We start from the raw sequence: 23,263 nt of genomic DNA, 5'->3' as shown, positions 1-23,263 counted from the left end.
TGACATCACGGGACTTCGGGACCCTGGCGGACCCATGGATGCCTTCGGGCCGGTGGCCGGGGCCGATCCGGGATAATCGCTCCCCATGAGCGGCAACACCTTCGGCAAGTCCTTCGCCGTCACCAACTTCGGCGAATCGCACGGTCCTGCCATCGGCTGCGTCATCGACGGCTGTCCTCCGGGCATGGAGCTGTCCGAGGCCGACATCCAGCCCGACCTCGACCGCCGCCGGCCCGGCACCAGCCGCCACGTCACGCAGCGGCAGGAGGAAGACAAGGTGGAGATCCTCTCCGGTGTCTTCGAAGGGCGCACCACCGGCACGCCGATCTGCCTCCTGATCCGCAACACGGACCAGCGCAGCAAGGACTACTCCGAGGTCGCGCAGAAGTTCCGGCCCGGCCACGCCGACTACACCTACCTGCAGAAGTACGGCCTGCGTGACCCCCGCGGCGGCGGCCGCTCCTCGGCGCGGCTGACGGCGCCCATGGTGGCAGCCGGTGCCGTGGCGAAGAAGTGGCTGCTGGCCGAACACGGCACGCGCTTTCGCGGCTGCATGCAGCAGATCGGCGACCTGCCGATCGCCTTCGAGAGCTGGGACCACGTGCCCGACAACCCGTTCTTCGCGCCGGTGGCCGACGTGTCGCAGCTCGAGGCCTACATGGACAGCCTGCGCAAGGCGGGCGACTCCTGCGGCGCGCGCATCCGCGTCACCGCCACCGGCATGCCGGTGGGCCTGGGCCAGCCGCTGTTCGACAAGCTCGATGCCGAGATCGCCTACGCCATGATGGGCATCAACGCCGTCAAGGGCGTGGAGATCGGCGCGGGTTTCGCCAGCGTGGCGCACCGCGGCTCCATGCACGGCGATTCGCTCACGCCGCAAGGCTTCGCCACCAACAACGCCGGCGGCGTCCTGGGCGGCATCAGCACCGGGCAGGACCTGGAAGTGTCGATCGCCATCAAGCCGACCAGCTCGATCATCACGCCGCGCGACACCATCGACCTGCAGGGACAGCCGACGCAGGTCATCACCAAGGGGCGCCACGACCCCTGCGTCGGCATCCGGGCGACGCCGATCGCCGAGGCCATGCTGGCGCTGGTCGTCATGGACCTGGCGCTGCGCCACCGGGCGCAGTGCGGCCACGTCGAGCCGCCGATCTCGTACGCGGACTCCTCCTTCCTCTGAATGCCCGCGGTCCCGCAAGCGGCGGCCGCCCGCCAGCTGGTGCCGTTCGCCGCGCTGTCGGCCACCTATTTCGCGCACATCGGGTTCTTCAACCCGTACCTGCCGCTCTGGCTGAAGGAACAGGGGCTGCCGATCACCGTGATCAGCCTGCTGGCCTCGGTGCAGTCGTTCACCCGCGTGTTCGCGCCCTATGCCTGGGGCGCGCTCAGCGACCACACCGGCGAACGCGTGAAGCTGCTGCGCATCAGCGCGGCGGTGGCGCTGCTGGCCTCCATCGGGCTCTGGTTCCCGGGCGGCGCCTGGTGGATCGCGCTGGTGCTGCTGCTGCTGTTCACGCACACCAGCTCCATGATGTCGCTCACCGAAGCGGCGATGGCGCAGCTCGTGGCCGGGGATTGGGGCCGGTACGGACGCATCCGCCTCTGGGGTTCCGCCGGTTTCATGGTGACCGTGTTCGCCGCCGGCGCGTGGTTCGAGCGCTTCGGCATGGGCAGCTTCCCGGGCTGGACCGCGGTCACGCTGGCCGGCGTCCTGCTGTGCACGTGGTGGCTGCCGAACGTGAGGGAACCTGCGCACCACGGGGCGCAGGTGAAGGAGCCGATCGGGGATGCCCTGCGGCGCCCCGTCGTGCGCTGGTTCTTTGCCTCGCTCCTGTTCCATGTCATGGCGCATTTCGCGGTGTACGCTTTCCTTTCGCTGTACCTCGATGCGCTCGGCCACAGCAAGGCCACCATCGGCGCGCTGTGGGCGGTGTCGGTGGTGGTGGAGATCGCCTGGTTCTATGCGCAGGGCCGGCTGATCGGCCGCTTCACGATGGAAAAGTGGCTGGTGCTCTGCGCCGTGGCCACCGTGCTGCGCATGGCGCTGACGGCGGGGCTGGGTGGCTGGATCGCTGCGCTCTTCGTGGCCCAGCTGCTGCACGCGCTCACTTTCGCCACCCACCACACGGCCTGCATCGCGATGGTCACCAAGCACTTCCCCGGCCGGCTGCGCGGGCGCGGGCAGGCCCTGTTCACGGTGACGGGCTACGGCTTCGGCGGGGTGTGCGGCGTGCTGGCGGGCGGGGCCGTCGCCGCCCGCTGGGGCTTCGAGGCGATGTATGCCGCCGCGGCGGTCCTGGGAATGCTGGCCTTGCTGTGCGCCCAGCGCGTGCGGCGCCTCGAAGTCGCCGCGAGCTGAAGTGCCATGCGCCCTTGCGTCGTCATCGATGTTGATGACGCCCGCGCCGCCCCCGGCCCGTACCGTGCGTCCTCCACTGCAAGGAGAAACGCCATGTACGTCAAGGTACCGAAGGTGAAGCAGGTCGGGGTGGCCTGGACCAAGATGCTGCCGCCGGGGCTCCTGGTCACCGCCACCGCCCACGTCACGCAGGTCGGCTGGAGCAACATCCAGCTGGTCCCGCGCATCTACATCACGCCGCCCGCGGACGGCATCTGGGACATGGACCTGGTCGGCGAGCTGCCGGACATCATCGTCATGATGTACCGGCCCGCGGACATCCCGGCCCGTCCCCTGCACATCCCGAACGTGCCCCGCTGGGTCCAGGGCGTCCGGGTCCACGCTTCGCTGAACAGCATGACTTCGGGCGAGCGGGATGCCGAGTTCGAGGAGGCCGTCGCCAACTGGGTCCCGTTCCCCTGGGAGAAGTCCATGGCCGTCGCGAAAGGCGACCCGGGCGACGGCTTCCCGTGGGTGTCGCCGCAGTAGAGGCAGCGAGCGGCGAGGCCGGCTCCAGCAGGATTTCGCTGCCGGCCGCACAATGCCGCCATGGCAACCGCTTCCCGCCTGTTGCGCTACGTGTGGGCCGGCCCGTACACCGCGGTCGGCCTGCTGCTGGGCGCCCTGGCGCTGCTGTTCGGCGGCCAGTGGCGCACGCACGGCGGGGTGATGGAGTTCTTCGGCGGTCGCATCGGTGCGGCACTGGCGCGGCTGCCGCGCAGCCTGGGCTTCTCGGCGATGACGCTGGGCCACGTGATCCTCGCGGTGGACCGTTCCGCGCTCGCGCAGTTGCGGCGGCACGAATGGGTGCACGTGCGGCAGTACGAGCGCTGGGGTCCGCTGTTCGTGCCGGCGTACCTGCTGTCGAGCCTGCTGCAGCTGCTGCGCGGCCGCAATCCGTACCGCGAGAACCACTTCGAGCGCCAGGCGTACGCCCTGGCGCCCGCCCGCCGGCAGGGCGGCCCGCGCGCCTGAGCGACCGCTGCTGCGCGCGCCGCGGTTTCGGCGCATCATGGCGGCGCAGGCCCAGGAGGTTCCCATGGAGCAGACCCAGCCCACCGCGGACAGCGCGCGCCGCATCGACCTGACCCGCCAGGTCGACGTGCAGTACTGGTGCCGCATCTTCGACGTCAGCATGGACCAGTTGCGCGATGCCGTGCACCACGCCGGCCACCAGGTCGAGGAAGTCGAGCGCTACCTGCGGCTCAAGCGCACGCAGCCGCACCGGGCGTAGGCCTCTTCCCACATCCCGCTCCGGGCTTTTCGTCGGCAGCACGCGGGCGCGTCGCCGCAGGATGGCGGTTTGCCACAGGAGGCCGCATGGACCGGAAACCCCAAGCCAAGGACCAGAACCGCAACGCCGCGGAACAGACCGCCGAGAAGCAACGCGAGATCCAGCGCGAGCAGGACCGCCAGGAGCCGAAGGAAAGCGGCGGCGACAAGAAGGACAAGGGCGTGCAGACCAGCGCGCGCCAGTATCCGGACGACCTGCCTTCCCAACACCTGGAGAAGCCCGGGCAGGAAGCGGACATGCAGCTCAAGCCGCAGTTCTTCGCCCCCGACTACCGGGGCAGCGGCAAGCTCAAGGGCATGGTGGCGCTGATCACGGGCGGCGACTCCGGCATCGGGCGCGCGGTGGCGGTGCTCTATGCGCGCGAGGGCGCGGACGTGGCGATCGTCTACCTCACCTCGCACGAGGACGCGGAGGAGACCAAGCGCTACGTGGAAAAGGAAGGCCGCCAGTGCCTGCTGATCCCCGGCGACGTCAAGGACCCGAAGTTCTGCAAGGACGCGGTGGAGAAGACCGTCGCCGAGTTCGACGGGCTCGACATCCTGGTGAACAACGCCGCCTTCCAGGAACACGCCCACTCGCTGCAGGACATCACGGACGAGCGGCTCGAGGAGACCTTCCGCACCAACATCTTCGGCTACTTCTACATGGCGCGCGCCGCCGAGCCGCACCTGAAGAAGGGCTCCTGCATCATCAACACCGGCTCGGTCGTGGCGCTGAAGGGCAGCAAGGAACTGCTGGACTACTCCGCCACCAAGGGCGCGATCCACGCCTTCACGCTGTCGCTGGCGTCCAGCCTGATCGAGAAGGGCATCCGCGTGAACGCCGTGGCGCCCGGGCCGGTCTGGACGCCGCTGAACCCCGCCGACCGCAGCGCCAAGGAGATCGTGGAGTTCGGCAAGCAGACCGACTACAAGCGGCCGGCGCAGCCGGAGGAGCTGTCGCCGGCGTACGTGTTCCTGGCTTCGCCGGTGTGTTCGAGCTACATCAACGGAATTGTCCTGCCCGTCACGGGGTCTGTGGGGAGTTAGGGACAATGGGGTCATGGCCAAGACCCTGAAGATCGATTTCGTCTCCGACGTCGCCTGCCCCTGGTGCGCCGTCGGCCTCGCGTCCCTCGAGACCGCGCTCGGCAAGCTGCAGGGCGAGGTGCAGGCCGAACTGCACTTCCAGCCCTTCGAGCTGAACCCGCAGATGGGGCCGGAGGGGCAGGACGTCACCGAGCACCTCACCGGCAAGTACGGCTCCACGCCCGAGCAGCAGGCGCAGTCGCGCGCGGCGATCGCGCAGCGCGGGGCGTCGGTCGGCTTCCAGTTCCGCAAGGAGGGCCGCGGCCGCGTCTGGAACACCTTCGACGCGCACCGCCTGCTGTACTGGGCCGGCGAGCAGGGCGCGCAGCAGCAGCGCGACCTCAAGATGGCGCTGCTGAAGTCGTACCACGGCGAAGGCCGCAACCCGGCGGACCACGCGGTGCTGGCGGACGTGGCCGCTTCGGTCGGCCTGGACCGCCAGCAGGCCGCGGAGGTGCTGGCCGGCGGCCGCTACACCGACGAAGTGCGCGAGAGCGAGCGGCACTTCCAGCAGATGGGCATCCAGGCGGTGCCTTCGGTGATCGTCAACGGCCGCCACCTGATCCAGGGCGGCCAGCCGCCGGAAGTGTTCGAGCAGGCCTTGCGCCAGCTGGCGGAACAGGCCGCCTAGGCTAGTGCCCGCCCGCGGCGCGGGCGAGGGCGACGCAGTAGTCCAGCATCGCCTCGGTCTCCATCGCCTTGTCGAAGACGCCGTCGGCGCCCATGTCCTCGCAGTGGCGCCGCACCTGCGGGTTGGCGCTGCCGGTCAGCACCACCATCTTGCGGGTGACGGGGCGCTCGCGCAGCGCCTGCAGCACGCCGAAGCCGCTGCCGCCGCCCGGCTCGAGCACCAGGTCGACGATCGCGATGTCCCACCGGTTGGCGGGGTCGCGCAGCCAGCGGATGGCGGCCTTCTCGGTGGCCGCCCAGCCCGCGGTCTCGATCGAGCCCAGCTCGGACAACGCTTCCGCGAGGCTGTCCTTCACGGCCGGCTGGTCTTCGACGATGAATGCCTTGAGGGCCAACGCGTCTCCGGGTGGCGCGGCCGTGCCGCGTCCGGGCCATTTTGCACCCAAGGCCGCCCGGCACGTGCATCGGCGCGTGCCGGGTGTTGCGCGATCAACCCACCTGCACCTGGATGCGGCGCGGCCTGGCTTCCTCCGCCTTCGGGATCGTGAGCTTCAGCACGCCGTCGCGCAGCTGCGCCTCGACGCGGGCGGTGTCCAGCTCGCGGCTCAGCGTGAACTGGCGCCGGTAGGTGGGGCATTGCGCCTCGCCGTACACCAGCTGCATGTCCTGCGGCCCCCGGGTGGCAGCGGTGGCTTCCAGCACCAGCGTGTCGCCGTCCACGCGCACCTGCAGCTGGTCGCGCGTGACGCCGGGCAGGTCGGCCAGCAGCGTGATCGCGTTGTCGTTCTCGAACACGTCCACCGGCGGCACCACGGAGGGCTGCGGCTGCCGCGCCTGGCCCTGCGCGCGGGCGGCGACGGCGGACGGGGAAGTGGTCTGGACTGCGTGGTTCATGGCGCTCTCCTTCAGTTCACTTCGATGCGGCGGGGCAGCGAGGACTCGCGCTTGCTGACCGTGATGCGCAGCACGCCGTCCCGGTAGCTCGCGTCCACGCGGGACGGGTCGGCGTCCTCGGGCAGGCTCACCACCCGCCGGAACCGGCCGGCGAAGCGCTCCTGCGCGTACACGTTGGTGCGCTCTCCCGCCGGCAGCTCGCTCTTGCGCTCGCCGGCGATGACCAGCAGGCCGCGGTCGACCGTGATCTCCAGCTTGTCGGCCTCCAGGCCGGGCGCCAGCGCCTGCACCTCGATGGCGGTGGGCGTGGTGCCCACGTTCAGAACGGGGAAGCCGGCACCGGCTTGCGAACGGATGCTGGCGCCCGTCGAAGGGAACACCTGGTCGAGCAGGGACTGCATGCGGTTGAGCTCCGCGAAGAGGTCGGCGGAGGATCGGAACATGGAACTCATCGTGCTTCTCCTTTCCAGCGTTCGGGGCGATCCGGAATTAGGGATCGTCCACCGGGCTTTCAAGGGGGGATCAGCGGCCCAGCAGCACCGGGACGGAGGCGGCCAGCAGCGCGATGCCGCTGGCGAACAGCAGGCCCAGCACGACCTGCCGGAAGGCGACCTCGCTGATGCCGACGTACAGGCGCGCCCCGAGGAGCACCGGCAGCAGGACGGCGGGCACGACCAGCGCCAGCAGCGGCAGCATGGGCGCCGTGATGATCCCGGTGGCGAGGTAGCTCGCGAAGGTGACGACCTGCATCGCCAGGTTGAAGTTCTGGATCACGCCGCGCTGGCGCTCCTTGTCGAAGCCGCGCACCGTGCACCACAGCGTGGGCACCACGCCGGTGAAGCCGCCCAGCCCGCCCATCACGCCGCCGGCGGCGCCGGCCAGCGCATCGCCGGCGCGCCCGCCCCGCACGCGCGGCAGCCGCCCGGCGAAGAACATCAGCGGGCAGACGATCACCAGCATCAGCCCGAGCAGCGCCTTGAACAGCGGCACGTCCAGCCGCGGCAGGAGGTAGAGGCCCAGTGGCAGCCCCGCGAAGCCGCCGGCGAGGAAGGGCGCGAGGTCCTTCCAGTCCCAGCCGCGCCGCACGGTGAAGGCGGCGGTCAGCTGGCCGACCAGCGCACCGGACACCGCCAAGGCGGCGGCCAGCCGCGGCTCCAGCGTCCAGGCCCACACCGCCATGGCGGTGAGCCCGAAGCCGAAGCCGGACAGTCCCTGGATGAAGCCGGCGAGGGCGGCGCCGACGACGACGAAGAGGAGGAGGTCGGTTGCCGGCATCTACTCCCTCCCCCTCTGGGGGAGGGTGGGGGTGGGGGCGCGGGTCACCTCCGGAGTGTGCCCGAGCCGCGCGCCCCCATCCCGGCCTTCCCCCAGAGGGGGAAGGAGCCAGGGATCACTCGTACGCCGACATCGGCACGCAGCTGCAGAACAGGTTGCGGTCGCCGTAGACGTTGTCCACGCGGCCCACCGGCGGCCAGTACTTGGCGTGGCGGCGCTCGTCGAGCACGGCGGCCGCGACGTCGCGCGGGTACGCGTGCGTCCACTCGCCCTTGAGCAGCGCGCCCGCGGTGTGCGGCGCGTGCTTGAGCGGGTTGTCGTCCTGCGGCCACTCGCCCCGCTCGACACGGCGGATCTCCTCGCGGATGGCGATCATCGCCTCGACGAAGCGGTCGATTTCCTCCAGCGTCTCGCTTTCGGTGGGCTCCACCATCAGCGTGCCGGGCACCGGGAAGCTGAGGGTGGGCGCATGGAAGCCGTAGTCGATCAGGCGCTTGGCGACGTCTTCCGCGGTCACGCCGCTCGCGTCCTTGAGCGGCCGGAGGTCGAGGATGCACTCGTGCGCGACGTGCCCGTTCTCGCTGGCGTACAGCGTGGGGTAGTGGTCGCGCAGGCGCGTGCTGATGTAGTTGGCGCTGAGGATCGCGACCTCGGTGGCCTGGGTCAGGCCTTCGGCGCCCATCATGCGGCAGTACATCCAGCTGATCGGCAGCACGGCGGCGTTGCCCAGGGGCGCCGCCGATACCGCGCCGACGGGATGCTCCGGCAGGCCGCCGGCCTGGTGCCCGGGCAGGAAGGGCACGAGATCCTCCACCACGCAGACCGGGCCGACGCCCGGGCCGCCGCCGCCGTGCGGGATGCAGAAGGTCTTGTGCAGGTTCAGGTGGCTGACGTCGCCGCCGAACTCGCCCGGCGCGGCCACGCCGACCAGCGCGTTCATGTTGGCGCCGTCGACGTAGACCCGGCCGCCGTGCTGGTGCACCAGCGCGCACAGCTCCTTCACCTGCATCTCGAACACGCCGTGCGTGCTCGGGTAGGTGATCATGATGCAGGACAGGTTGGCGCTGTGCTGCTCGCACTTGCGGCGCAGGTCGTCGAGGTCGACGTTGCCGTTGTCGTCGCAGGCCGTCACCACCACCTGCATGCCGGCCATCTGTGCGCTGGCGGGGTTGGTGCCGTGGGCCGAGGAGGGGATCAGGCAGATGTTGCGGTGGCCTTCGCCGCGGCTTTCGTGCCAGGCCTTGATGGCGAGCAGGCCGGCGTATTCGCCCTGCGAACCCGCGTTGGGCTGCAGGCTGATGCCGGCATAGCCCGTGGCCTGGCACAGCCAGGCGCGCAGCTGCTCGTCGAGTTCGGCGTAGCCTTGCAGCTGGTCGCGCGGCGCGAACGGGTGCACGTGCGCGAACTCGGGCCAGGTGATCGGGATCATCTCGCTGGTCGCGTTCAGCTTCATCGTGCAGCTGCCCAGCGGGATCATGGTGCGGTCCAGCGCGAGGTCCTTGTCGGACAGGCTGCGGATGTAGCGCAGCATGCCGGTCTCGCTGTGGTGCGTGTTGAAGACCGGATGCGTCAGGTACGCGCTGGTGCGGCGCAGTTCCTGCGGGATGGCCGGCTCGATGCCCTTCTCGAAGGCAGCGAAGTCGGGCAGCGCCTGCCCCGGCTTGGCGAAGATCTTCCACACCAGCTCGATGTCGGCGCGCGTGGTGGTCTCGTCCAGCGAGATGCAGATGTATTCGCCCCAGTAGATGCGCAGGTTCGCCTTCAGCGCGTGGCCCTTGGCGACGATGCCCTGCGTGGCTTCACCGGTGTGCAGCGACACCGTGTCGAAGAACGCGGTGGCGCGGCACTTGTGGCCCAGTTGCTCCAGGCCCTTCGCGAGGATCGCCGTGTAGCTCGCGACCCGCTGCGCGATGCGCTTGAGGCCCTGCGGCCCGTGGTACACGGCGTACATGCTGGCGACCACCGCCGGCAGCACCTGCGCGGTGCAGATGTTGGACGTCGCCTTCTCGCGGCGGATGTGCTGTTCGCGCGTCTGCAGCGCGAGGCGGTAGGCGGGATTGCCGTGCGCGTCCACGCTCACGCCGACCAGCCGGCCCGGCATGGAGCGCTTGTAGTCGTCGCGGCACGCGAGGTACGCGGCGTGCGGGCCGCCGGCGCCCATGGGCATGCCGAAGCGCTGGGTGGTGCCCACCACGATGTCGGCGCCGAACTCGCCCGGCGGCACCAGCAGCGTGAGCGCCAGCAGGTCCGCCGCCACGATGAAGGCTGCCTGCTTCGCGTGCACCTTCTCCACGTCCGCGCGCAGGTCGTCGATGCGGCCGCTGGTGGACGGGTATTGGGCCAGCACGGCGAAGTAGTCGCCGGCGAGGCACTGGTTCCATTCCTCGTGCGAGTTCGCCAGCACCACCTGGATGCCCAGCGGCGCGGCGCGCGTCTGCACCACCTCGATGGTCTGCGGGTGGCAGTCGCCGGCAACGACGATCACCTGGCTCCTGCTCTTCACGCTGCGCCTGGCGAGCGTCATCGCCTCCGCCGCCGCGGTCGCTTCGTCCAGCATCGACGCGTTGGCGATCGGCATGGCCGTGAGGTCGCACACCATGGTCTGGAAGTTGACCAGCGCCTCCATGCGGCCCTGGCTGATCTCCGCCTGGTAGGGCGTGTACGCCGTGTACCAGGCCGGGTTCTCGAGGATGTTGCGCAGGATGACGCCCGGCGTGAAGGTGCCGTGGTAGCCCTGGCCGATGAAGCTGCGGAACACCTGGTTGCGGTTCGCGATGCCGCGCAGCTCCTCCAGCGCCGCCGCCTCGGTGGCCGGCGCCGGCAGCTGCATGGCGGTGGCGCGGGCGATCGCGCGCGGCACGATGCTTTCCACCAGCGCGCGGCGCGACGCCTCGCCGATCACCGACAGCATGTGGCGCTCGTCGGCTTCGGAGATGCCGATGTGGCGGGGGATGAACTCGGAGGTGTTTTCCAGCTCGCCGAGCGGCCGGGCGGATTGCATCAACATCGGGGGCGCTTCTTTCCGTCTCTCAGGCGTTGTCCTTGACGAACTGCTGGTAGGCCGGCTCGTCCATCAGGGTGTCGAACTGGCCCATGTCCTTGACGTTCATCTTGAAGAACCAGCCTTCGCCCTGCGGGTCCTTGTTGGCGGTGGACGGGTCGGCGCGCAGGTCCTCGTTGACCGCCGTCACCTCGCCGTCGAGCGGCATGAACACGTCCGCCGCGGCCTTGACCGACTCCACCACGCCGGCGACTTCGCCCTTGGCGTAGCTGCGGCCGACCTCGGGGAGGTCGACGAACACCACGTCGCCGAGGGCGTCCTGCGCATGCACCGTGATGCCGACGGTGGCCACCTGGCCCTCCAGCTGGATCCATTCGTGGTCGGGCGTGTACTTGATGGTCATGGTTCTTCTCCTGTCCTCAGGCGGCCGGGCCGCGGAAATAACGATTCGGAACGAAGGGCATGGCGCTCACTTCCATGGGCACGGGCTTGCCGCGCACGACGGCCTGCACCCGGGTGCCGGGCACGGCGAGCGAGGGCGGGACGTAGCCCATGGCGACGGGCTTGTCGATGGTGGGCCCCAGCAGCCCGCTGGTGACTTCGCCGGCGCGGCCGCCGCCCACGTCCTGCAGCTCGGCGTGCTCGCGCACCGGCACGCGCTCCAGGGCGACGAGGCCGACCCGCTTGCGCGCCAGCGGTTCGCTGCCATCGAGCTGCGCCAGCAAGCGCTGCGCGCCGGGGAAGCCGCCGGCGCGGGCGCCACCGGTGCGGCGGACCTTCTGGATCGCCCACGTCAGGCCCGCTTCGACCGGCGTCGTCGTCGTGTCGATGTCGTTGCCGTACAGGCACAGGCCGGCTTCCAGCCGCAGCGAGTTGCGTGCGCCCAGGCCGATGGGCTTCACCTCCGGCTGCGCGAGCAGCGCGCGCGCGAAGGCTTCGGCCTGCGCGCCCGGCACCGAGATCTCGAAGCCGTCCTCGCCGGTGTAGCCACTGCGCGTGATGAACAGGTCGTTGCCCTGCCAGGTGAAGGCCGCGCCGGTCATGAACACGAGCTGCTCCACGCCGGGCACGACGCGCTTCAGGGCATCCACGGCCTGCGGACCCTGCAGCGCCAGCAGGCCGCGGTCCGGCAGGGGGACGACCTGGCAGCGTCCGCCGATGCGCTCCTGGATGTGCCGCAGGTCGCCCGCCTTGCAGGCGCCATTGACGATGACGAACAGGTCGTCGCCCCGGTTGACGAACATCAGGTCGTCGATGATCGTGCCTTCGTCGGTCAGCAGCAGGCCGTAGCGCTGCTTGCCCGGCGCGAGGCCGATGACGTCCACCGGCATCAGCGTCTCGAAAGCCGCCGCGGCATCGGGGCCGACCAGCCGCAGCTGGCCCATGTGCGAGACGTCGAACAGGCCGGCGGCGGCCCGGGTGTGGTGGTGCTCGGCCATGAGGCCGGCCGGGTATTGCACCGGCATGCTGTAGCCGGCGAAGGGGACCATGCGCGCCCCCAGTTCCTGGTGCAGTGCGTGCAGGGGCGTCTTCTGTAGCTCTTCTTGTGCGGCGGACACGGGGGCTCCAACGGGGGAAGAACCATCGTACACACGATGGATGGGCCCGTGCTGTCCGCTTTACCTGAGAGATTCACCCCGGTGGGGCTTGCTCCTTCGGTGGGCTGCACCTCGGCGGTGCAGCCTCTCTCCAGCATGGAGGCGCCCCGCGAACGGGGCGCTTGCCAGTCCTTTTGCCTGAGCGTTATTCGCCTTCGGCGGCTTCCCGGAGAAGCGCTCTCCTGGCGCGCGGATTGTAGCCGCTACTTCGCGTACACCAGGTCGCGCAGCGTCAGCGAGATCGCCGGCACGTACGTGATCACCATCAGGCAGGCCAGCACCACCAGCACGAAGGGCACCAGCTGCCCGATGATGCGGTCCAGCGAGATGCGCGCCACCGTGCAGGCGGCGAACAGGTTCACCCCGAACGGCGGGGTGATCATGCCCAGCGCGAGGTTCACCACCATCACCATCCCGAAGTGGACGGGGTCGATGCCGAAGTGCATGGCGACCGGCGCGAGGATGGGCGCGAGCACGATGATCGCCGCGCTGGTCTCGATGAACATGCCGATGAGGAACAGCGCCACGTTCACCCCGAGCAGGAACATCGCAGGGTTCTGCAGCACGGCCTCGAGCCAGCGGCCGATGGCGTCCGGCACGCCGGCGCGCGTGATCAGGAAGGCGAACAGGCCCGCGTTGGCGATGATGAACATGATCACGGCGGACGAGATCACCGAGCGGCGCACGATGGCGTAGAGCTCGGGGAGGCGGATCTCGCGGTAGATCAGCATGCCGACGACCAGCGCGTAGAACACCGCCACGGCCGACGCTTCGGTCGGCGTGAAGATGCCGCCGTAGATGCCGCCCAGGATGATCACGGGCATCAGCAGCGCCCAGCCCGCCTGCAGCAACGCCGGGCCGAACGCCAGCCGGCCGTCGCCGTCGTTCTTGCCCCAGCCCTTCCACTTGCACCAGAGCCAGACGAAGACCATCAGCACGCCGCCGATCAGCAGGCCGGGGCCGACGCCGGCGATGAACAGCTCGCCGATCGACACTTCGGCGCTCACGCCGTACAGGATCATCGGGATGGACGGCGGGATGATCACGCCGAGCTCCGCGCTCGTGGCCTGCAGTGCCGCCGCGTAGCTGGTGGGGTAGCCGTGCTTGATCAAGGCCGGGATCAGGATCGCGCCGATGGCGAAGGTCGTCGCCACCGACGAACCCGAGACCGCGGCGAAGATCATGCAGGTCAGCACGCAGGTCATCGGCAGGCCGCCCTGCACGCCGCCGACGATGCTCTTGGCGAACTCCACCAGCCGGCGCGAGATGCCGCCGGCCTCCATCAGGTTGCCGGCGAAGATGAAGAAGGGGATCGCGGCGAGGGGAAACTTGTTGATGGCATTGAACATCTCCTTGACGGAGATGAGCATGTGCGCGTTGCTGGCCTGGATGCCGACGACGGAAGCGAGTCCGATGGAGACGGCGACCGAGATGCTGAGGGCGAAGCACAGCACCATCGTGCCGATCATGGCGCCGGTCATTGCGCGGTCTCCAGCTCGTGTCGCTGCGGGTCCAGCAGGTTGCCGATGATGCCGAGGATGCAGAAGAGGGCGCCCACGGGCAGCGCCAGGTAGCCCCAGAACATCGAGACCGATTCCAGGCCCGCCATCGATTGCACCTTGCCGCGCACGGCGTAGTCCCAGCCCCACCAGAGGATGACGGCGATCAGCAGCAGCGAGGCGATGGCCACCATCCAGTCGAGCCCCCGCCGCAGCCGCGGCGGGCTCCAGCGGTACAGGACGTCGACGCTGACCATCGCGCCCTGCCGGAAGGCCATCGGGATGCCGAGGAACACCATCCAGATCAGCGACAGGCGGATCAGGATCTCGCTCCACTCTGCGGGCTGCTCCAGCACGAACCGCGTGACGATCTGGAACATGCCCAGCGCACTGGCCACGACCAGCATGGCGCAGGCGCCGGCCATGGCCAGCCCGCTGGTGAAGCGCTCGATGCGCAGGAAGGTTTCTTTCATCGGCCCCTCGTTCTGAGTGGAAAGGCCCGCTGTCGCGGGCCCTCCTGGATCCCCGCCGGTGCGGGGACGACCTGCGATGCCGCGGCGGGCGCGGCGCCGCCGGTCACTTGAAGTTGCGGATCTTGTCGATGTTGGCCTTGCCGAACTGCTTCTCGAAGTCGGCGTTGACGGGGGCCAGGGCCTGCACGAACTTCGCCTTGTCGACGTTCTCCACCACGTTCATGCCCTTGGCGCGCAGGTCGGCCACGCCCTTGGCGTCGTCCTCGTCCACGCGGGCGCGGTTGGCCTTGGTGGCTTCCTTCGCGGCGTCCAGGAAATGCTGCTTGTCGGCGGCCGACAGCTTGTCGAAGGCGGCCTTGTTCATCACCCAGATGCACGGCGAGTACACGTGGCCGGTCAGCGACAGGTGCTTCTGCACCTGGTCGAACTTGGCGGCGATGATCACCGACAGCGGGTTCTCCTGGCCGTCGACGGTGCCCTGCTGCAGGGCGGTGAACACCTCCGGGAAGGCCATGGGAGTGGTCACGATGCCGAAGCCCTTGTAGGCGGCGATGTGCACCGGATTCTCCATGGTGCGCATCTTCAGGCCCTTCAGGTCCTCGGGGGCGTTCACGGCGCGCTTGCTGTTCGTCATGTGGCGGAAGCCGTTCTCGGCCCAGCCCAGCGCCTTGAAGCCCTTGGCGTCGAACTGCTTGAGCAGGTCCTGGCCGATCGGGCCGTCCAGCACCGCGCGGGCATGCGCCTTGTCCCGGAACAGGAAGGGCACGTCGAGGATCTTGGTCTCCGGCACGAAGTTCGGCACCGGGCCGGTGGAGGAGAAGGCGAGTTCCTGCGTGCCCAGCTGCACGGCCTCGATGGACTCGCGCTCGCCGCCCAGGGAGCCGTTGTAGAAGGTCTGGATCTTGTAGCGGCCGCCGGTGCGCTTCTCGACCTCGCGGGCGAAAGTGTCGATCGCCACGCCCTGGTGCGAGTTCTGCGCGGTGGAGATGCTGATCTTCATCGTCGTCTGCGCGGAGGCGACGGAGCTGGCCAGCAGGCCGGCGGCCAGCAGGGCGTGGAGGATGCTGAACTTCATGGTGTCTCCTGAGGTGTGGGGTCGGACTGCCCGACTATGCGGTCTTTCCGCTGCAGTGCACCACGGGAGTTTCACCAATCATCACATGTTCGTGTAGTTCGGCCCGCCGCCGCCCTCCGGGGTGACCCAGACGATGTTCTGCGTCGGGTCCTTGATGTCGCAGGTCTTGCAGTGCACGCAGTTCTGCGCGTTGATCTGCAGGCGCGGCTGCCCGTTCTCCTCGACGAATTCGTAGACCGCGGCCGGGCAATAGCGTGCCTCCGGCCCTGCGAACTTCGCGAGGTTGACGTTCACCGGGACCGAGGGATCCTTCAGCGTCAGGTGCGCCGGCTGGTCCTCGCTGTGGTTCGTGTTGGAGATGAACACCGAGGACAGCCGGTCGAAGGTGAGCTTGCCGTCCGGCTTCGGGTAGACGATGGGCTTGCACTCGGCCGCCGGCTTCAGGTAGGTGTGGTCCGGCCGCTCGCGGTGCAGCGTCCACGGGATGCTGCCGCGCAGCACGAACTGCTCGATGCCCGTCATCAGCGTGGCGACCGAGCGGCCCTTCTTGAACCACTGCTTGAAGTTGCGCGCCTTGTTCAGCTCCGTGTAGAGCCAGGACTTCTCGAAAGCCTCCGGATACGCGGTCAGTTCGTCGTGCTGGCGGCCGGCCACCACGGCGTCGAAGGCCGCGCGGGCGGCGAGCATGCCGGTCTTGATGGCGGCATGGCTGCCCTTGATGCGCGACGAGTTCAGGTAGCCCGCATCGCAGCCCACCAGCGCGCCGCCCGGGAACACCGTCTTGGGCAGCGACAGCAAGCCGCCGACCGTGAGGGCCCGCGCGCCGTAGGCGAGGCGCTTGGCCGTGCCGCCTTCGAAGTACCAGCGGATGTTCGGGTGCGTCTTGAAGCGCTGGAACTCCTCGAACGGCGACAGGTAGGGGTTGGTGTAGTCGAGGCCGACGACGAAGCCGATGGCGACCTGGTTGCCTTCCATGTGGTACAGGAAGGAGCCGCCGTAGGTCATCTCGTCCAGGGGCCAGCCCGCGCTGTGCAGCGCCAGGCCCGGCTGGTGGCGCGAGGGATCGATCTCCCACACTTCCTTGATGCCGATGCTGTAGCTCTGGGGGTCGCGCCCCTCGTCGAGCTTGAAGCGCGAGATCAGGTGGCGTCCCAGGTGGCCGCGCGAGCCTTCGGCGAAGATCGTGTACTTGGCGTGCAGCTCCATGCCGAGCTGGAAGCTTTCGGTCGGCGCGCCGTCCTTGCCCACGCCCATGTTGCCGGTGGCGACACCCTTGACCGAGCCGTTCTCGTTGTAGAGGACTTCGGCCGCGGGGAAGCCGGGGAAGATCTCCACGCCCAGCCCTTCGGCCTGCTGCGCAAGCCAGCGCGTGACGTTGGCCAGGCTCACGATGTAGTTGCCGTGGTTGCCGAAGTTGGGCGGCAACAGCAGGTTGGGCACGCGGCTGCCGCCGTGCTCGCCGAGGAACAGGAAGATGTCCTCGGTGACCGGCACGTTCAGCGGCGCGCCCTTGTCCTTCCAGTCGGGGATGAGTTCCGTCAGCGCCTTCGGGTCCATGATGGCGCCCGACAGGATGTGCGCGCCGGGTTCGGAGCCCTTCTCGAGCACGACGACCGAGAGCTCCTTGCCTTCGCGTTCGGCGAGTTGCTTCAGGTGGATCGCGGTGGCGAGGCCGGCCGGGCCGCCGCCGACCACGACCACGTCGTATTCCATCGCTTCGCGCGGTCCGTACTGGGCCAGGATGTCTTCTTGCGTCATGGGGTGTCGTCGATAATGGTTCGCACGGCGCGCCTTGCGCTCGCCCGTGGCAGAGGCTGCCGCATTCTATGCGCCGGTCCCTGGCGCGAACGAACGTTCCAACCGAATTCTAGAGAGGACTCCCAGTGGCTTACAGCATCGACCTGTCCGGCCGTGTCGCATTCGTTACCGGCGCCTCCAGCGGCCTGGGCGCGCAGTTCGCCAAGGTGCTGGCGCGTTCCGGCGCCGCGGTCGTGCTGGCCTCGCGGCGCATCGAGAAGCTGAAGGACCTGCGCGCGCAGATCGAGGGCGAGGGCGGCGACGCCCACGTGGTGGGCCTGGACGTGACGAGCGTTGACAGCATCAAGGCGGCGGTCGCGCACGCCGAGACCGAGATGGGCTCGATCGACATCCTCGTCAACAACTCCGGCGTCAGCACCACGCAGCGCATCCAGGACGTGACGGAAGAGGACTTCGACTACGTGATGGACACCAACCTGCGCGGCGCCTTCTTCGTCGCGCAGGAGGTCGGCAAGCGCATGCTGGCGCGCTCGCGCGGCGCGGCGCCCGGCAGCTTCACCGGCGGCCGCATCATCAACATCGCTTCGGCCGCGGGGCTGCGCGTGCTGCCGCAGATCGGCGCCTACGCCATCAGCAAGGCCGCGGTGATCCAGATGACGAAGGCCTTCGCGCTGGAGTGGGGCCGCTTCGGCATCAACGTCAACGCGCTGTGCCCCGGCTACATCGACACCGAGATCAACCACCACCACTGGCAGACCGAGCAGGGCCAGAAGCTGGTGCAGATGCTGCCGCGCAAGCGCGTGGGCAAGCCCGAGGACCTGGACGCGCTGCTGGTCATGCTCGCCTCCGACCAGAGCCACTTCGTCAACGGCGCGATCATCGCGGCCGACGAGGGCTTCCACCTCTAGCCGGCGCTTGCTCACCGGCATCGTCGCCGGCCTGCTGGCCGGCGCTCTCTGGGGCCTTGTCTTCGTGGCGCCGCGGATGGTGGACGGCTTCGGTTCCGTCGACCTGACGGCAGGCCGCTTCCTCGTCTACGGCATCGTCGCCGTGGCGGTCTGCGTGGTGACGCGGCGGCCCTGGCCCGATGGCCGGCAGGCGCTCGCCGCCATCGGCATGAGCCTGCTCGGCTTCACCGGCTACTACCTGCTGCTGGTGCTGGCGATCCGGGATGCCGGCACCGAGGTGCCCAGCCTCGTCATCGGGACCATCCCGCTCTGGGTGATGCTGCTCGGCAAGCCGGGCCACCTGCGCTGGGGTGCGCTGCTGCCCGGGATCGCGTTCACCGCCGCCGGCCTGGCGCTGATGATGGCGGCGCCGCACGCAGGCGAGGCGCCGGCCGGTCCGCACTTCTGGCGCGGCGTGCTGCTCGCGTGCGCCTCGCTGGCGTGCTGGACGGCCTTCGCTCTGTTGAACTCCGCGTGGCTGAAGCGGCACCCCGAAGTGAATGCCACCGACTGGGCCAACTGGCTCGGCCTCGCCACCGGGGCCGGCGCGATCGTGCTGTGGGCCGTGGCCGGATCGGACCTCGCCACCCTGCGCGCGCAGCCTGGCGCGCCGCTGTTCGCGCTGCTCGTGGTCGCCACCGGCTTCGGCTCGGCGTGGCTCGCCACCATCCTCTGGAACGTCGCGAGCCAGCGCCTTTCCGCCAGCCTGTGCGGGCAGCTGATCGTCAGCGAAACGCTGTTCGCGCTGGCCTATTCGTTCGCCTGGGACGGCGTGTGGCCTACGGAGCTGCAGGCCGGCGCCGTCGTCCTTTTCACCGCGGGTATCCTCGCCTCCATCAAGGCGCACCGATGAAGCTCGAACTTCCCCCGAACAAGAAACTGGTCCACACGCTGCAGATGCCGATCCGCTGGGGCGACATGGACGCGATGGGCCACGTCAACAACACCGTCTACTTCCGCTACCTGGAGACGGCGCGCATCGACTGGTTCCGCGTCATCGGCTGCCCCATCAACCCGCAGGGCGAAGGCGCGGTGATCGTCAACGCGTTCTGCAATTTCCACAAGCAGCTGGAGTACCCCGGCGACATCGTCGTGAAGATGTACACCAGCGAGCCGGGGCGCAGCAGCTTCGAGAGCTGGGCGACCATCGAGCGCGTCGACGATCCCGGGGTGGTCTATGCGTCGGGCGGCGCGACGACGGTGTGGGTCGATTTCCCGAAGCAGAAGTCGGTGCCGCTGCCCGATTGGATCAGGACGCTGGTGGCCTGATCACTTCTTCTCCCGCGGCACCCGCCCCATCAGGTAGAACTCGGGGTTCGGCAGCATGTTCGAGAAGCTCGCCATGCGGTTCGACAGCCCGAAGAACGCCGTGATCGCCGCGATGTCCCAGATGTCCTCGTCGTCGAAGCCGTGCGGGTGCAGCGCCTCGAAGTCGGATTCCTCGATCTCGTGCGAACGCAGGCAGACCTTCATCGCGAAGTCGAGCATCGCGCGCTGGCGCGGCGTGATGTCGGCCTTGCGGTGGTTCACGGCCACCTGGTCGGCCACCAGCGGCTTCTTCTCGTAGATGCGCAGGATGGCGCCGTGCGCCACCACGCAGTACAGGCAGTGGTTCGCCGCGCTGGTGGTGGTGACGATCATCTCGCGCTCGCCCTTGGTCAGCGAGCCGGTCTCCTTGAGCATCAGCGCGTCGTGGTACGCGAAGAAGGCGCGCCACTCGGCCGGCCGCCGCGCCAGCGCGAGGAACACGTTGGGCACGAAGCCGCTTTTTTCCTGCACCTCCAGGATGCGCTGGCGCATGTCTTCGGGCAGGTCCTTCAGTTCGGGCATCGGGTAGCGGTTCATGGTGTCTCCTGGTCTGCCGCAAGCATAGCGGCGCGCCGGCCCGGCCTCGCTACGATGGGCGCCCCACAACGGAGATGGCCATGGAACTCTCGAACGATCCCGAAACCCAGCGCGGGCTGGTGACGCGCCGCCGCGTGCTCGGCGACGCCTACGTCGATGCGGCGATCGGCCGCTCGACGCCCTTCACCGCGCCGCTGCAGGAGCTGGTCACCAAGCACGCATGGGGCAACACCTGGCAGCGGCCGGGCCTGGACCTGAAGACGCGCAGCATCGTCACCGTGTCCATGCTGGTCGCGGCCGGCAAGACGCACGAACTCAAGATCCACGTGCGGGGCGCGCTGAACAACGGCGTCACGCCGGAGGAACTGCAGGAGATCTTCCTGCATGCCAGCGTGTACTGCGGCTTCCCCGCGGCCCTGGATGCCTTCCGCGTGGGCTCCGAAGTGATCGACGCGAAGGACGTCTGACGTGGCTCAGCACTGGCGTTGCCGGATGTGAGCCGTTCACCAAGGTGTGACCAACCGCCCCGCCAGCGCTGCAGCCGGACTATGGTGGGCCATGGCCCATCCCTCGCGCAGCACCTGGACGTTCGCCGCGGGCTCCATCGCCGGCGCGGTGGTGGTCCTTGCCGCGTACCTCGGATTCATCCACCCGAAGGCGGCGGACGCACCGTCCCCGGTCGCTTCCCCGACGGAGCAGCCCTTCGCGGCGACCCACGTCGCCGCCGCGCCGCCGGCTGCCGCTGAGGCTTCGCCGGCCGGCAGTTGTCCCGCGGATGCCGCGGCGGCACCGGCAGGCGAGGGCGACGGCCAGTTCCAGCTGGCGCGCGCCCTGGCGATGCAGCCGCTGCCGGACGCTTCCGCCTTCCTCTCCGTGGCGCGCGAAGCCGCGCAGCAGGGGCGGTCCCGCGACGCCGAAGTCGCCTTCATCGCGGCCTGCCACACGGCGGAGCGGACCGCCGGTGCGCAATCGACGCCGGTGGCGGACGTCAAGTCGCAGCTCGGCCAGCACTACGCCGGCCTGGCCCGCCAGTCGCAGGAGGACGCGGCGCGCGACCAGCTGTTGCAGCGTGCCTCCACGCTGTTCAGCGAGGGCGCGAGCGCCTATGCGACCGCGCTCGGCCGCAACGCATCGAAGACGCGCCTGGCGGAGCAGCGCCTCGCTTCCCTGAGCGACCCGGCCCTGCGGGATCCTTCGCTGCGCCTGCCCGATGCCGGGGCCGTCGCGGTGTCGTCGGAGCCGGCGGCGCCCGACACGACCCGCCTCGGGTCGGCGCGCATGTCGCTGGCCGATGCGCCGCCGGCGCGCACCGAAGACCTCGGCAAGGTCGATGACGACCTCGAGCGCCTCTACGCGCAGGCGCGGTCCGTGTCGCGCGACCCCGCGGGCCTGCAGCGCCGCCACCAGCAGGCGCTGGCGCAACGCTCGGCCTGCCACGGCGACGGCGAATGCCTGCGCCAGTGGGCGGCGCAGCGCAAGCGGCAGCTGTTCGCCGAGTTCTAGCCGGCGCTACGACCCGCCGGCCATCAGCTTGTGCACCAGGTCCGCCGTGGTGTTGGCCCGGTACTTGCGCATCAGCCGGGCGCGGTAGATCTCCACCGTGCGATGGCTGATGTCGAGCGTCTTGCCGATCTCCTTGGAGGTCAGCCCGTCGAGCAGGCGGGCGGCGACTTCGCGTTCGCGCGCCGTGAGCTCGGCCTTCACGGGCCGCTGCGAACTCAGGTCCTCGAAGGCCCAGATGCCGGACTCGTGCGGCGCCTCGCGGTTCAGCGCGCGGCCGGTCACGTGGCACCAGAACACCTCGCCGCTGGCGCGCTTCATGATCCGGTCGTCGGCGTAGTGTCCCTTGGCGTTGAGGATGGGGACCATGCGCGCGCCGAGCCGCTCGTATTCCTCGGCGCTCGGGTAGAGCACCATGAAGGACTGGCCGGTCAGCAGCTCGCGCGACCAGCCGAACATCTCGCACAACTGCGTGTTGCAGTCGACGATGACGCGGTTGCGGGAGAGGCACAGCCCCACCGGGGCATGCTCGAAGGCCAGCCGGTAATCGACGTCCATCGGGCTATCCTCTACGAATTACTACGTAACATGCTAGGTAGTATCGTAGCGCCTCATCCGGCCCGCACCGCGGGCGCGCGCGTCATTTTCAGGAGCGTGGTGTGAACAAGATCTATCCCAGCGCGGCGGCGGCCATCGACGGCGTCGTGCGCAGCGGCCAGCTGCTGGCCGTCGGCGGCTTCGGCCTGTGCGGCATCCCGGAGGCCCTGATCGACGCGGTGCGCGACAGCGGCGCCAAGGACCTCACCGTCATCTCCAACAACGCCGGCGTCGACGACTTCGGCCTCGGCAAGCTGCTGCAGACGCGGCAGATCAAGCGGATGATCTCCTCGTACGTCGGCGAGAACAAGGAGTTCGAGCGCCAGTACCTGGCGGGCGAGCTGGAGCTGGAGTTCACGCCGCAGGGCACGCTGGCCGAGAAGCTGCGCGCCGGCGGCGCCGGCATCCCGGCCTTCTTCACCAAGACCGGCGTGGGCACCATCGTCGCCGAGGGCAAGGAGTTGCGCGAGTTCGACGGCGAGACCTACGTCATGGAGCGTTCGCTGGTGCCCGACGTCGCGCTGGTCAAGGCCGACGTGGCCGACAAGAGCGGCAACCTGCGTTTCCGCCTGACCGCCCGCAACTTCAATCCCGCCGCGGCGATGGCCGGCAAGATCTGCATCGTCGAAGTGGAGAAGGTGGTCGAGATCGGCGAACTGGAGCCCGACGACATCCACCTGCCGGGCATCTACGTGCACCGCATCGTGCACAACCCCACCCCGGAAAAGCGCATCGAGAAGCGCACCGTCCGCACGTAAGGAGCAAGACATGCCCTGGACCCAAGACCAGATGGCCGCGCGCGCGGCGCAGGAACTGCAGGACGGCTTCTACGTGAACCTCGGCATCGGCATCCCGACGCTGGTGGCCAACTTCACCGGCGACAAGGAAGTCTGGCTGCAGTCGGAGAACGGCATGCTGGGCATCGGCCCGTTCCCGACCGAGCAGGAGGTCGACGCCGACCTGATCAACGCCGGCAAGCAGACCGTGACCACCATCAAGGGCTCGTCGATCTTCGGCAGCCACGACAGCTTCGCCATGATCCGCGGCGGCAAGATCAACCTCTCCATCCTGGGCGCCATGCAGGTCAGCGAGAAGGGCGACCTGGCCAACTGGATGATCCCGGGCAAGATGGTCAAGGGCATGGGCGGCGCGATGGACCTCGTGGCCGGCGTGCCGCGCGTCATCGTGCTGATGGAGCACGTGGCGAAGAAGAAGGACGGCGGCGAGGACCTCAAGATCCTGCCGCAGTGCACGCTGCCGTTGACCGGCGTCGGCGTGGTCGACCGGATCATCACCGACCTGGCCGTCATGGACGTGACCCCGCAAGGCCTGAAGCTCGTGGAACTGGCGCCCGGCGTCACGCGCGAGTCCGTGCAGGCCAAGACCGGCGCAAAGCTGATCGACTGATG

General features: G+C 69.2%; 27 protein-coding genes and 2 riboswitches. Of the genes, 14 read left to right on the top strand and 13 right to left on the bottom strand.

Annotated features, from left to right (window positions below):
• Positions 1–85: 85 nt before the first annotated feature.
• From aroC to IM787_RS20095, 7 genes are all read left to right on the top strand, one after another.
• Entirely contained in the window at positions 86–1,183 is a 1,098-nt protein-coding gene (aroC, locus tag IM787_RS20125; RefSeq protein WP_193678512.1) for a chorismate synthase, read from the top strand.
• Positions 1,184–2,362 (top strand): MFS transporter, encoded by a 1,179-nt coding sequence (locus tag IM787_RS20120; protein ID WP_193678511.1) that lies wholly within the window; start codon positions 1,184–1,186, stop codon positions 2,360–2,362.
• A gap of 93 nt (positions 2,363–2,455) precedes the next feature.
• A complete protein-coding gene (locus IM787_RS20115; RefSeq protein WP_193678510.1) occupies positions 2,456–2,890 on the top strand; it encodes a hypothetical protein in 435 nt (144 codons plus the stop codon).
• 60 nt (positions 2,891–2,950) lie between these two features.
• Positions 2,951–3,376: a signal peptide prediction gene (locus IM787_RS20110; RefSeq protein WP_193678509.1), complete on the top strand. Its 426-nt coding sequence runs from the start codon at positions 2,951–2,953 to the stop codon at positions 3,374–3,376.
• A 64-nt stretch (positions 3,377–3,440) separates the two neighbouring features.
• Positions 3,441–3,635 (top strand): DUF3606 domain-containing protein, encoded by a 195-nt coding sequence (locus tag IM787_RS20105; RefSeq protein ID WP_193678508.1) that lies wholly within the window; start codon positions 3,441–3,443, stop codon positions 3,633–3,635.
• An 86-nt stretch (positions 3,636–3,721) separates the two neighbouring features.
• Complete coding sequence (locus IM787_RS20100; protein WP_193678507.1) at positions 3,722–4,723, top strand: SDR family oxidoreductase; 1,002 nt, start codon at positions 3,722–3,724, stop codon at positions 4,721–4,723.
• A 13-nt stretch (positions 4,724–4,736) separates the two neighbouring features.
• On the top strand, positions 4,737–5,393 hold the full coding sequence (locus IM787_RS20095; protein ID WP_193678506.1) for a DsbA family oxidoreductase: 657 nt from the start codon (positions 4,737–4,739) through the stop codon (positions 5,391–5,393).
• A gap of 1 nt (position 5,394) precedes the next feature.
• On the opposite strand, the gene IM787_RS20090 is transcribed toward IM787_RS20095, so the two are convergent.
• The 11 genes from IM787_RS20090 to IM787_RS20040 form a co-directional block, all read right to left on the bottom strand.
• Positions 5,395–5,787 carry a response regulator transcription factor gene (locus IM787_RS20090; RefSeq protein ID WP_193678505.1) on the bottom strand — a complete coding sequence of 131 codons (393 nt, stop codon included), beginning with the start codon at positions 5,785–5,787 and terminating at the stop codon, positions 5,395–5,397.
• Between the two features lie 94 nt (positions 5,788–5,881).
• A complete protein-coding gene (locus IM787_RS20085) occupies positions 5,882–6,286 on the bottom strand; it encodes an Hsp20/alpha crystallin family protein (RefSeq protein WP_193678504.1) in 405 nt (134 codons plus the stop codon).
• Between the two features lie 11 nt (positions 6,287–6,297).
• Positions 6,298–6,738, bottom strand: coding sequence for an Hsp20/alpha crystallin family protein (locus IM787_RS20080; protein ID WP_227494533.1), 441 nt, complete (start codon positions 6,736–6,738; stop codon positions 6,298–6,300).
• 70 nt (positions 6,739–6,808) lie between these two features.
• The gene (locus IM787_RS20075) at positions 6,809–7,561 is read right to left on the bottom strand and encodes a sulfite exporter TauE/SafE family protein (RefSeq protein ID WP_193678503.1); all 753 of its coding nucleotides are present in this window, start codon (positions 7,559–7,561) and stop codon (positions 6,809–6,811) included.
• 115 nt (positions 7,562–7,676) lie between these two features.
• Entirely contained in the window at positions 7,677–10,568 is a 2,892-nt protein-coding gene (gcvP, locus tag IM787_RS20070; RefSeq protein WP_193678502.1) for an aminomethyl-transferring glycine dehydrogenase, read from the bottom strand.
• Positions 10,569–10,590: 22 nt separating this feature from the next.
• Entirely contained in the window at positions 10,591–10,965 is a 375-nt protein-coding gene (gene gcvH, locus IM787_RS20065; protein WP_193678501.1) for a glycine cleavage system protein GcvH, read from the bottom strand.
• A gap of 16 nt (positions 10,966–10,981) precedes the next feature.
• On the bottom strand, positions 10,982–12,121 hold the full coding sequence (gene gcvT / locus IM787_RS20060) for a glycine cleavage system aminomethyltransferase GcvT (RefSeq protein ID WP_193678500.1): 1,140 nt from the start codon (positions 12,119–12,121) through the stop codon (positions 10,982–10,984).
• A 41-nt stretch (positions 12,122–12,162) separates the two neighbouring features.
• Positions 12,163–12,265, bottom strand: a riboswitch (glycine riboswitch).
• 11 nt (positions 12,266–12,276) lie between these two features.
• A riboswitch (glycine riboswitch) is annotated at positions 12,277–12,355 on the bottom strand.
• A gap of 8 nt (positions 12,356–12,363) precedes the next feature.
• Complete coding sequence (locus IM787_RS20055; RefSeq protein ID WP_193678499.1) at positions 12,364–13,641, bottom strand: TRAP transporter large permease; 1,278 nt, start codon at positions 13,639–13,641, stop codon at positions 12,364–12,366.
• Positions 13,638–14,132 carry a TRAP transporter small permease gene (locus tag IM787_RS20050; protein WP_193678498.1) on the bottom strand — a complete coding sequence of 165 codons (495 nt, stop codon included), beginning with the start codon at positions 14,130–14,132 and terminating at the stop codon, positions 13,638–13,640. Before IM787_RS20050 ends, IM787_RS20055 begins: the two co-directional genes overlap by 4 nt.
• A gap of 103 nt (positions 14,133–14,235) precedes the next feature.
• Positions 14,236–15,207, bottom strand: coding sequence for a TRAP transporter substrate-binding protein (locus tag IM787_RS20045; protein WP_193678497.1), 972 nt, complete (start codon positions 15,205–15,207; stop codon positions 14,236–14,238).
• An 81-nt stretch (positions 15,208–15,288) separates the two neighbouring features.
• On the bottom strand, positions 15,289–16,965 hold the full coding sequence (locus tag IM787_RS20040) for an electron transfer flavoprotein-ubiquinone oxidoreductase (RefSeq protein WP_193678496.1): 1,677 nt from the start codon (positions 16,963–16,965) through the stop codon (positions 15,289–15,291).
• Between the two features lie 125 nt (positions 16,966–17,090).
• On the opposite strand from IM787_RS20040, the gene IM787_RS20035 reads away from it, so the two are divergent.
• The 3 genes from IM787_RS20035 to IM787_RS20025 are packed head-to-tail and all read left to right on the top strand — an operon-like array spanning position 17,091 to position 19,181.
• The gene (locus IM787_RS20035; RefSeq protein WP_193678495.1) at positions 17,091–17,873 is read left to right on the top strand and encodes an SDR family oxidoreductase; all 783 of its coding nucleotides are present in this window, start codon (positions 17,091–17,093) and stop codon (positions 17,871–17,873) included.
• 7 nt (positions 17,874–17,880) lie between these two features.
• The gene (locus IM787_RS20030; RefSeq protein ID WP_193678494.1) at positions 17,881–18,765 is read left to right on the top strand and encodes a DMT family transporter; all 885 of its coding nucleotides are present in this window, start codon (positions 17,881–17,883) and stop codon (positions 18,763–18,765) included.
• Positions 18,762–19,181 carry an acyl-CoA thioesterase gene (locus IM787_RS20025; protein ID WP_193678493.1) on the top strand — a complete coding sequence of 140 codons (420 nt, stop codon included), beginning with the start codon at positions 18,762–18,764 and terminating at the stop codon, positions 19,179–19,181. The genes IM787_RS20030 and IM787_RS20025 overlap by 4 nt, the downstream gene beginning before the upstream one ends.
• Here IM787_RS20025 and IM787_RS20020 read toward each other — a convergent pair whose 3' ends face one another.
• Complete coding sequence (locus tag IM787_RS20020) at positions 19,182–19,757, bottom strand: peroxidase-related enzyme (RefSeq protein WP_193678492.1); 576 nt, start codon at positions 19,755–19,757, stop codon at positions 19,182–19,184. It lies immediately after the preceding gene.
• A gap of 80 nt (positions 19,758–19,837) precedes the next feature.
• Here IM787_RS20020 and IM787_RS20015 point away from each other — a divergent pair, with 80 nt between their 5' ends.
• Complete coding sequence (locus IM787_RS20015; protein WP_193678491.1) at positions 19,838–20,224, top strand: carboxymuconolactone decarboxylase family protein; 387 nt, start codon at positions 19,838–19,840, stop codon at positions 20,222–20,224.
• A 91-nt stretch (positions 20,225–20,315) separates the two neighbouring features.
• Positions 20,316–21,260: a hypothetical protein gene (locus IM787_RS20010; protein ID WP_193678490.1), complete on the top strand. Its 945-nt coding sequence runs from the start codon at positions 20,316–20,318 to the stop codon at positions 21,258–21,260.
• Between the two features lie 6 nt (positions 21,261–21,266).
• Here IM787_RS20010 and IM787_RS20005 read toward each other — a convergent pair whose 3' ends face one another.
• Positions 21,267–21,815 (bottom strand): LuxR C-terminal-related transcriptional regulator, encoded by a 549-nt coding sequence (locus tag IM787_RS20005; protein WP_193678489.1) that lies wholly within the window; start codon positions 21,813–21,815, stop codon positions 21,267–21,269.
• A 101-nt stretch (positions 21,816–21,916) separates the two neighbouring features.
• Between IM787_RS20005 and IM787_RS20000 the strand changes: the two genes are divergently transcribed.
• Positions 21,917–22,612 (top strand): CoA transferase subunit A, encoded by a 696-nt coding sequence (locus tag IM787_RS20000; RefSeq protein WP_193678488.1) that lies wholly within the window; start codon positions 21,917–21,919, stop codon positions 22,610–22,612.
• A gap of 10 nt (positions 22,613–22,622) precedes the next feature.
• A complete protein-coding gene (locus IM787_RS19995; RefSeq protein ID WP_193678487.1) occupies positions 22,623–23,261 on the top strand; it encodes a 3-oxoacid CoA-transferase subunit B in 639 nt (212 codons plus the stop codon).
• The last annotated feature ends 2 nt before the right edge of the window (positions 23,262–23,263 follow it).

This window comes from Ramlibacter pallidus (assembly GCF_015070875.1).
Lineage (GTDB): Bacteria > Pseudomonadota > Gammaproteobacteria > Burkholderiales > Burkholderiaceae_C > Ramlibacter > Ramlibacter pallidus.
The sequence above is the reverse complement of the archived record's forward strand: the minus strand, read 5'-3'. Positions and strand labels throughout refer to the sequence as shown.

What these genes read in the sequence shown, in the direction of transcription:
- aroC (WP_193678512.1), top strand. Translation starts at nt 86, where the DNA reads ATGAGCGGCAACACCTTCGGCAAGTCCTTCGCCGTCACCAACTTCGGC.
- IM787_RS20120 (WP_193678511.1), top strand. Translation starts at nt 1,184, where the DNA reads ATGCCCGCGGTCCCGCAAGCGGCGGCCGCCCGCCAGCTGGTGCCGTTC.
- IM787_RS20115 (WP_193678510.1), top strand. Translation starts at nt 2,456, where the DNA reads ATGTACGTCAAGGTACCGAAGGTGAAGCAGGTCGGGGTGGCCTGGACC.
- IM787_RS20110 (WP_193678509.1), top strand. Translation starts at nt 2,951, where the DNA reads ATGGCAACCGCTTCCCGCCTGTTGCGCTACGTGTGGGCCGGCCCGTAC.
- IM787_RS20105 (WP_193678508.1), top strand. Translation starts at nt 3,441, where the DNA reads ATGGAGCAGACCCAGCCCACCGCGGACAGCGCGCGCCGCATCGACCTG.
- IM787_RS20100 (WP_193678507.1), top strand. Translation starts at nt 3,722, where the DNA reads ATGGACCGGAAACCCCAAGCCAAGGACCAGAACCGCAACGCCGCGGAA.
- IM787_RS20095 (WP_193678506.1), top strand. Translation starts at nt 4,737, where the DNA reads ATGGCCAAGACCCTGAAGATCGATTTCGTCTCCGACGTCGCCTGCCCC.
- IM787_RS20085 (WP_193678504.1), bottom strand. Translation starts at nt 6,286, where the DNA reads ATGAACCACGCAGTCCAGACCACTTCCCCGTCCGCCGTCGCCGCCCGC.
- IM787_RS20080 (WP_227494533.1), bottom strand. Translation starts at nt 6,738, where the DNA reads ATGAGTTCCATGTTCCGATCCTCCGCCGACCTCTTCGCGGAGCTCAAC.
- IM787_RS20075 (WP_193678503.1), bottom strand. Translation starts at nt 7,561, where the DNA reads ATGCCGGCAACCGACCTCCTCCTCTTCGTCGTCGTCGGCGCCGCCCTC.
- gcvP (WP_193678502.1), bottom strand. Translation starts at nt 10,568, where the DNA reads ATGTTGATGCAATCCGCCCGGCCGCTCGGCGAGCTGGAAAACACCTCC.
- gcvH (WP_193678501.1), bottom strand. Translation starts at nt 10,965, where the DNA reads ATGACCATCAAGTACACGCCCGACCACGAATGGATCCAGCTGGAGGGC.
- IM787_RS20055 (WP_193678499.1), bottom strand. Translation starts at nt 13,641, where the DNA reads ATGACCGGCGCCATGATCGGCACGATGGTGCTGTGCTTCGCCCTCAGC.
- IM787_RS20050 (WP_193678498.1), bottom strand. Translation starts at nt 14,132, where the DNA reads ATGAAAGAAACCTTCCTGCGCATCGAGCGCTTCACCAGCGGGCTGGCC.
- IM787_RS20045 (WP_193678497.1), bottom strand. Translation starts at nt 15,207, where the DNA reads ATGAAGTTCAGCATCCTCCACGCCCTGCTGGCCGCCGGCCTGCTGGCC.
- IM787_RS20040 (WP_193678496.1), bottom strand. Translation starts at nt 16,965, where the DNA reads ATGACGCAAGAAGACATCCTGGCCCAGTACGGACCGCGCGAAGCGATG.
- IM787_RS20025 (WP_193678493.1), top strand. Translation starts at nt 18,762, where the DNA reads ATGAAGCTCGAACTTCCCCCGAACAAGAAACTGGTCCACACGCTGCAG.
- IM787_RS20020 (WP_193678492.1), bottom strand. Translation starts at nt 19,757, where the DNA reads ATGAACCGCTACCCGATGCCCGAACTGAAGGACCTGCCCGAAGACATG.
- IM787_RS20015 (WP_193678491.1), top strand. Translation starts at nt 19,838, where the DNA reads ATGGAACTCTCGAACGATCCCGAAACCCAGCGCGGGCTGGTGACGCGC.
- IM787_RS20010 (WP_193678490.1), top strand. Translation starts at nt 20,316, where the DNA reads ATGGCCCATCCCTCGCGCAGCACCTGGACGTTCGCCGCGGGCTCCATC.
- IM787_RS20005 (WP_193678489.1), bottom strand. Translation starts at nt 21,815, where the DNA reads ATGGACGTCGATTACCGGCTGGCCTTCGAGCATGCCCCGGTGGGGCTG.
- IM787_RS19995 (WP_193678487.1), top strand. Translation starts at nt 22,623, where the DNA reads ATGCCCTGGACCCAAGACCAGATGGCCGCGCGCGCGGCGCAGGAACTG.